At 63.7% G+C, this 6,103-nt stretch carries 5 protein-coding genes; 4 read left to right on the top strand and 1 reads right to left on the bottom strand.

Annotated elements, in window-relative coordinates:
• Window positions 1–102 precede the first annotated feature (102 nt).
• Window positions 103–1,581: a mannitol dehydrogenase family protein gene (locus BQ8794_RS21930; protein WP_077380999.1), complete on the bottom strand. Its 1,479-nt coding sequence runs from the start codon at window positions 1,579–1,581 to the stop codon at window positions 103–105.
• A gap of 176 nt (window positions 1,582–1,757) precedes the next feature.
• Between BQ8794_RS21930 and uxaC the strand changes: the two genes are divergently transcribed.
• From uxaC to BQ8794_RS21910, 4 genes are all read left to right on the top strand, one after another.
• Window positions 1,758–3,167 (top strand): glucuronate isomerase, encoded by a 1,410-nt coding sequence (uxaC, locus tag BQ8794_RS21925; RefSeq protein ID WP_077380998.1) that lies wholly within the window; start codon window positions 1,758–1,760, stop codon window positions 3,165–3,167.
• A gap of 36 nt (window positions 3,168–3,203) precedes the next feature.
• Window positions 3,204–4,181: a TRAP transporter substrate-binding protein gene (locus tag BQ8794_RS21920; protein ID WP_077380752.1), complete on the top strand. Its 978-nt coding sequence runs from the start codon at window positions 3,204–3,206 to the stop codon at window positions 4,179–4,181.
• A gap of 103 nt (window positions 4,182–4,284) precedes the next feature.
• Window positions 4,285–4,812: a TRAP transporter small permease gene (locus tag BQ8794_RS21915; protein ID WP_091600171.1), complete on the top strand. Its 528-nt coding sequence runs from the start codon at window positions 4,285–4,287 to the stop codon at window positions 4,810–4,812.
• A 4-nt stretch (window positions 4,813–4,816) separates the two neighbouring features.
• Window positions 4,817–6,097, top strand: coding sequence for a TRAP transporter large permease (locus BQ8794_RS21910; RefSeq protein ID WP_077380750.1), 1,281 nt, complete (start codon window positions 4,817–4,819; stop codon window positions 6,095–6,097).
• The last annotated feature ends 6 nt before the right edge of the window (window positions 6,098–6,103 follow it).

Below are 6,103 nucleotides of genomic sequence, written 5' to 3'. Positions count from 1 at the left end.
GTGGGGGAGATGTCCGGCAGGACAGAGGGGGGCGCTGTCCCGCCGACGTCAAAGTTCTGCATCGCACGCCCTGATCCGGATCAGTTCAGGTCCGCCCAACAGTCATTCGCTCGCAATGCCCAGCGCTGTGAAAGCAGCAGCCACACCGCCTTGGCGCAGGCGTTCGAGATGGGCGGCCGCGAGGTCGATCAGCGTCAGGCGCTCAGCACCGCCCTTGGCGAAGCCGGCCAGGTCGAACACTGCCACCACCGCTTCGCTAGCCGATAGATGCCGAATGTCGAGTGCGCTCAGCGCCAAGTCGAGCGGGTCGGTGAAGTGGCTTTCCGGCAAGGATTTGCCGCGCGTCTCGCAGGCGGCGATCCAGGCGGCCACCACCAGCATCAAATAGGCGGGCGGGGCACCGCCGCTCATCCGCTCCATTGCCGAGGCAATGATGCGCTGCGGCAGTTTCTGGCTGCCATCATTGGCGATCTGCGCCGTCCGATGGGCAAGCGCGGTGTTCGAATAACGCTTGGCGAGCTGGGCCGTGTAGTCGGTCGTGTCGAGCCCGGCGTCTTTCGGCAGTGTTGTGATCGCCTCGGCCCACAATCCGTCAACGAATTGCCGGATGGCCGGATCGGCGAAGGCGCGGTCGACCGTCTCAAAGCCGTTGAGCAGGCCGAGATAGGCGATCGCCGAATGCGAGCCGTTGAGCAGGCGCAACTTCATGTCCTCGAACGGCCCGACGTCACCGACCATGGTGACCCCGAACCTTTCCCAGGCAGGCCTGCCCGCTGGGAAATCGTCTTCGACCACCCATTGGCAGAACGGCTCAGTCATGACAGGCCAGGCGTCGTCGACGCCGAGCTGGCCTGATATCCGTGCCCGGTCGGCATCGGTGGTCGCCGGCACGATGCGATCGACCATGCTCGACGGGAATGCCACCTCGTCGGCGATGTGGCGGGCGAGATCGGTGCCGCGCAAGGCGGCGAACTCGACCAGCAGCCGGCGCAGCGTGGCGCCATTGGCAGGGAGATTGTCGCAGCATAGCACGGTGAATGGCTGGATACCGGCGACGCGGCGGCGCGCAAGCGATTCGGCCAGAAAACCATGCGCCGTTCGCGGCATTTGCGGGTTGGCCAAATCGTGGGCGATGTCGGGATGGACTGTGTCCAGTCCGCCACCCGCCGCCCTGAGATAGGCTTTTTCGGTGATCGTCAGCGTGACGATGGAGGTGCGCGGATCGGTCAGCGCGGCCAGCACCACGCCGGGATTTTCCGGGGCCACCAGCATCGACAGGATCGAGCCGACGACGCGCAGGCTTTCGCTGTCGCTGCTCCTGACCGCCAGCGTGTAGAGCCCGTCCTGCGGCGCCAGCGCATTGCGCGTGTCGGCGCTGCGCAGCGAGACGCCGACGATGCCCCAATCCGTCTCTCCCGCCGCCAGGCAGTCGTCAACATAGGCTGCCTGATGGGCGCGGTGGAATGCGCCGACGCCGAGATGGACGATGCCGGGCACGACACGGTTGCGGTCGTATCCGGGCACCGTGACGGAGGCCGGCAATGCCTGCCGCGTGCTGTTGGAAAGGCGTCTGTCTGTCATCGTGCGATGGGTCTGATCGAGCTCGTGCCGGGCGTGGCCGGCATGCGGCGTAACATCCGTTTCCTTCCCGCACAATGGGCTGACGCCGCCTTAAAGTCATCATACAACAATCCATTTTTTGTATGTTGACATTATTTCTTTCCGATCATACCGATGGCCGGGTTGGGAGGAACGACGTGGCCGCATTGACCGATCCGGATCTTCTGTTTCCCTCGGAGCCGCGTCCGCTGTCGCTCGCCCGCGATCTTTACGCCGCTGTCAAGCATCTGCCGATCGTCAGCCCGCACGGTCACACCGATCCGCGCTGGTATGCCCTCAACGAGGCGTTTTCCGATCCAGCGCAATTGCTTGTTGTGCCTGACCATTACATCTTCCGCATGCTGTTCAGCCAGGGCGTCCGGCTCGAGGATCTCGGCGTGCCAACGCTCGACGGCTCACCGGTGGAGACCGACGGCAGGACGATCTGGCGGCGCTTCGCCGAGCACTATTATCTGTTCCGCGGCACGCCGACGCGGCAGTGGTTCGACCATGTGCTTGCCCATCTGTTCGGCATCGAAGAGCAGCTGACGGCCGTAACCGCCGACCGCCATTACGACACGATCGCGACCTTGCTGCAGTGGGAGAATTTTCGCCCGCGAGTGCTGTTCGAGCGCTTCAACATCGAGGTCATCGCGACGACCGAAGGCGCGCTCGACGATCTCGGATGGCACCAGATGATCCGCGACAGCGGCTGGGAGGGCCGCGTCATCACCGCCTACCGGCCGGATGCCGTCGTCGATCCCGATTTCGAAGGCTTTTCTGCCAATCTCGATCGGCTCGGCGACATCACCGGCTGCGATACCGGCAACTGGGCCGGCTATCTCGATGCGCATCGCCAGAGAAGGGCCTTCTTCAAAAGTTTTGGCGCGACCGCGTCGGATCACGGCCATCCGACGGCGGAGACCGCCAATCTGTCGGATGCCGCCGCACAGGAACTGTTCAACCGCATCCGCCGGGGCTCGGACGACGAGCGTGAGCGAAAACTGTTTCGCGCCCAGATGCTGACCGAGATGGCCAAGATGAGCCGCGACGACGGGCTCGTCCTGCAGATCCATCCCGGCTCCTGGCGCAATCATTCGCCTGCCGTCTTCCACAAATTCGGCAGGGACAAGGGTTTCGATATCCCGACCAGAACCGACTATGTGACGGCGCTGAAGCCGCTGCTCGATTGCGTCGGGCTGGAGCGCGACGTCACAATCATCCTCTTCACGCTCGATGAGACCAGCTATGCGCGCGAACTGGCGCCGCTCGCCGGCGTCTATCCGGCGCTGAAACTCGGGCCGGCCTGGTGGTTCCACGACAGCCCGGAGGGCATGCGCCGGTTCCGCGAGATGACCACCGAGACTGCCGGCTTCTACAACACCGTCGGCTTCAACGACGACACCCGCGCCTTTCCATCCATCCCGGCTCGCCATGATGTGGCGCGTCGGGTCGATTGCGCGTTTCTTGCGCGTCTCGTCGCCGAGCACCGGCTCCGCGAGGACGAGGCGCACGAGCTGGCGCAGGAACTTGCCTATACGCTCGCGAAAAAGGCGTACCGGCTCTAACGGCGCTTGCCGCCATCGTTCAAACGGGAGGAACCAATGCTGCATTTTTCTAGACTGGCGGGAGCTACGCTACTGGCCGCCGCACTGATGGCCGGAACGGCAAGCGCCCAGACGGTCCTGCGCTCGTCCGACACGCACCCGGACGGCTATCCGACGGTCGAGGCGGTCAAATATTTTGGCGAGCTTGTGAAGGAGCGCACGGCCGGCCGCTATTCGGTCGATGTCTATCATTCCGCGCAGCTTGGCGAGGAAAAGGACACGATCGAGCAGGTGCGCTCGGGCGTGATCGACCTCAACCGCGTCTCGATGGCGCCGTTCAACGGACTCATCCCCGAAACCACCGTGCCCTCGCTGCCCTACATCTTCCGCTCGGAAGACCATATGCACAAGGTCATGGACGGACCGGTCGGCGACCAGATCGCGGCGGCGTTCGAACAGGTCGGGCTGGCGCTGCTCGCCTTTTATGACGGCGGCGCGCGCTCCTTCTACAATTCGAAGAAGCCGATCAACTCTGTAGCCGATATGGCCGGCATGAAGTTCCGCGTCATCCAGTCCGACATCTTCGTCGACATGGTGGCCGCACTCGGCGCCAACGCGACGCCGATGCCATATGGCGAGGTGTATTCGGCGATCGAAACCGGGGTCATCGACGGCGCGGAGAACAATTTTCCGAGCTACGACACCGCCAAGCATGCGGAAGTCGCCAAGTTCTATTCGCTCGACGAGCACACGATGGTGCCGGAAGCTTTTGTCATGGCGAAGTCGAGCTGGGACAAGCTGACGCCGGAAGACCAGGCGATCTTCAAGGCGGCCGCCAAGGAAAGCGTCGCCAAGCAGCGTGAGCTGTGGGCCGCCAAGGTCAAGGAATCGCGTGCCAAGGTCGAGGCGGCCGGTTCGCAGATCACGACGCCGGACAAGCAGGCCTTCATCGACGCGATGGGACCGGTTTACGAAAAGCACGTCAAGGACGACAAGCTGAAGGCGATGGTCGCAGCCATTAGGGCCGTGCAGTGATCAAGCGGCGGCGCGGGCATTCCGCGCCGCCACCCTCTTGCGGAGAGAACCAGTGACATCCAGCTCAGAACAGAGACCGTCCCTGTCCGGCATCGCGCGCGTGATGTCGCGCGTCAGCACGGCGGCGCTGTGGATCGCCGGCATCGGGCTGGTGCTGATGACCGCTTTCGTCGCCTGGCAGGTGTTCGGCCGCTATGTTCTCAACCGCTCGCCGAGCTGGACCGAGCAGGGCTCGGTGATGCTGATGAGCTGGTTCATTTTCCTCGGCGCTGCCGTCGGGGTGCGCGAGAACTATCACCTCGGGTTCGACGTCCTGCTCTACGTGCTGCCGAAAGGCGGCAAGCGTTGGCTGAGGATGATCTCGGATCTCGTCGCGCTCGCCTTCGGCATCGGCATGATCTGGTATGGCAGCCAGCTGGTCGCACTGACCTGGGGCGCTACCTTGCCGTCGCTTGGCATATCGGGGGGCTGGGATTACGTCCCGCTTGTCGCGGGAGGCGCGCTCATCGTGCTGTTCACGCTGGAACGCATCGTGCTGCGCCTTTCCGGTGCGCCGATCGACGATGCGCTCGATGAACTGCCGCCGGCGGAAGTCGCAGCCGAACTCGACACAGCCAACGTGAAGGTCTGACGCCATGGAACTCTGGATACTCTTTGGCGTCTTCACCGTCCTGATGCTCATCGGCACGCCAATCGCTTTCTGCCTTGGCGTCGCAAGCTTTGCCACCGTCCTATACATGGGCCTGCCGCCGCTCATCGTGTTCCAACGCCTGAATTCCGGCATGAGCGTCTTTTCGCTGCTGGCCATTCCGTTTTTCATCTATGCCGGCGACCTGATGGTGCGCGGCGGCATCGCCAACAAGATCGTTGCCTTCGCCGGCTCGCTCGTCGGCCACATGCGCGGCGGCCTCGGGCAGGTCAACATCGCCACCGCTACGTTGTTTGGCGGCATTTCCGGCTCCGCGGTGGCGGAGGCAGCGGCGGTCGGCGGCTTGATGATCCCGCAGATGAAGGCGCGCGGCTATGGAGCGGATTACGCCGTCAACGTCACCTCGATGGCGGCGCTGATCGCGCTGCTGCTGCCGCCGTCGCACAACATGATCATCTACTCGATCTCGGCAGGCGGAAAGATCTCCATCGCCGACCTGTTCACCGCCGGCATCATCCCGGGCCTGCTGTTGGCCCTGGCGCTGATGATCACCGCCTACTTCGTGGCGCGCTCGCGCGGCTATCCGACCGAGCCGTTTCCTGGCTTCGCCGCCGTCGCGCATCTCTTCGCGGTCGCGGTGCCAGGCCTGCTGCTGATTGCGATCATCTTCGGCGGCGTGCGATCGGGCGTTTTCACGGCCACCGAGAGTTCCTGCATCGCCGTCATCTATGCGTTGCTCGTGACTGTCCTGGTCTACCGGCAGATGACCTGGGAAGGTTTCGTTCATGCCACCCATGGCGCCGTGCGCACCACGGCCATGGTGCTGCTCATCATCGGCATGGCAGCGGCGTTCTCGTGGTTGATGGCCTTCCTGAAAGTGCCGGCAGCGCTGATAGCCTCGATGAACGCGATCTCGGAGGATCCGCTGGTCGTGCTGCTCCTGCTCAACCTCTTGATGCTGTTCCTCGGCACCTTCATGGACATGGGGCCGACGATCATCATCTGCACGCCGATCTTCCTGCCCGTGGCGCAGGCCTACGGCGTCGATCCGGTGCATTTCGGCGTCATCATGATCCTCAATTTCGGCATCGGGCTGAACACGCCGCCGGTCGGCGCGGTGCAGTTCGTGGCGTGTGCAGTGGGCAAGATATCCGTCTGGGAAGCGATGCGCTCGATCTGGCCGTTCTATGGGGCAGGCCTCCTGGTGCTGGGGCTCGTCACGTACATTCCGGCCATCTCGCTATGGTTGCCGAGCGTCTTCAAATAGGGGTTG

The organism is Mesorhizobium prunaredense (genome assembly GCF_900156895.1).
GTDB classification, from domain to species: Bacteria; Pseudomonadota; Alphaproteobacteria; order Rhizobiales; family Rhizobiaceae; genus Mesorhizobium; species Mesorhizobium prunaredense.
The sequence above is the reverse complement of the archived record's forward strand: the minus strand, read 5'-3'. Positions and strand labels throughout refer to the sequence as shown.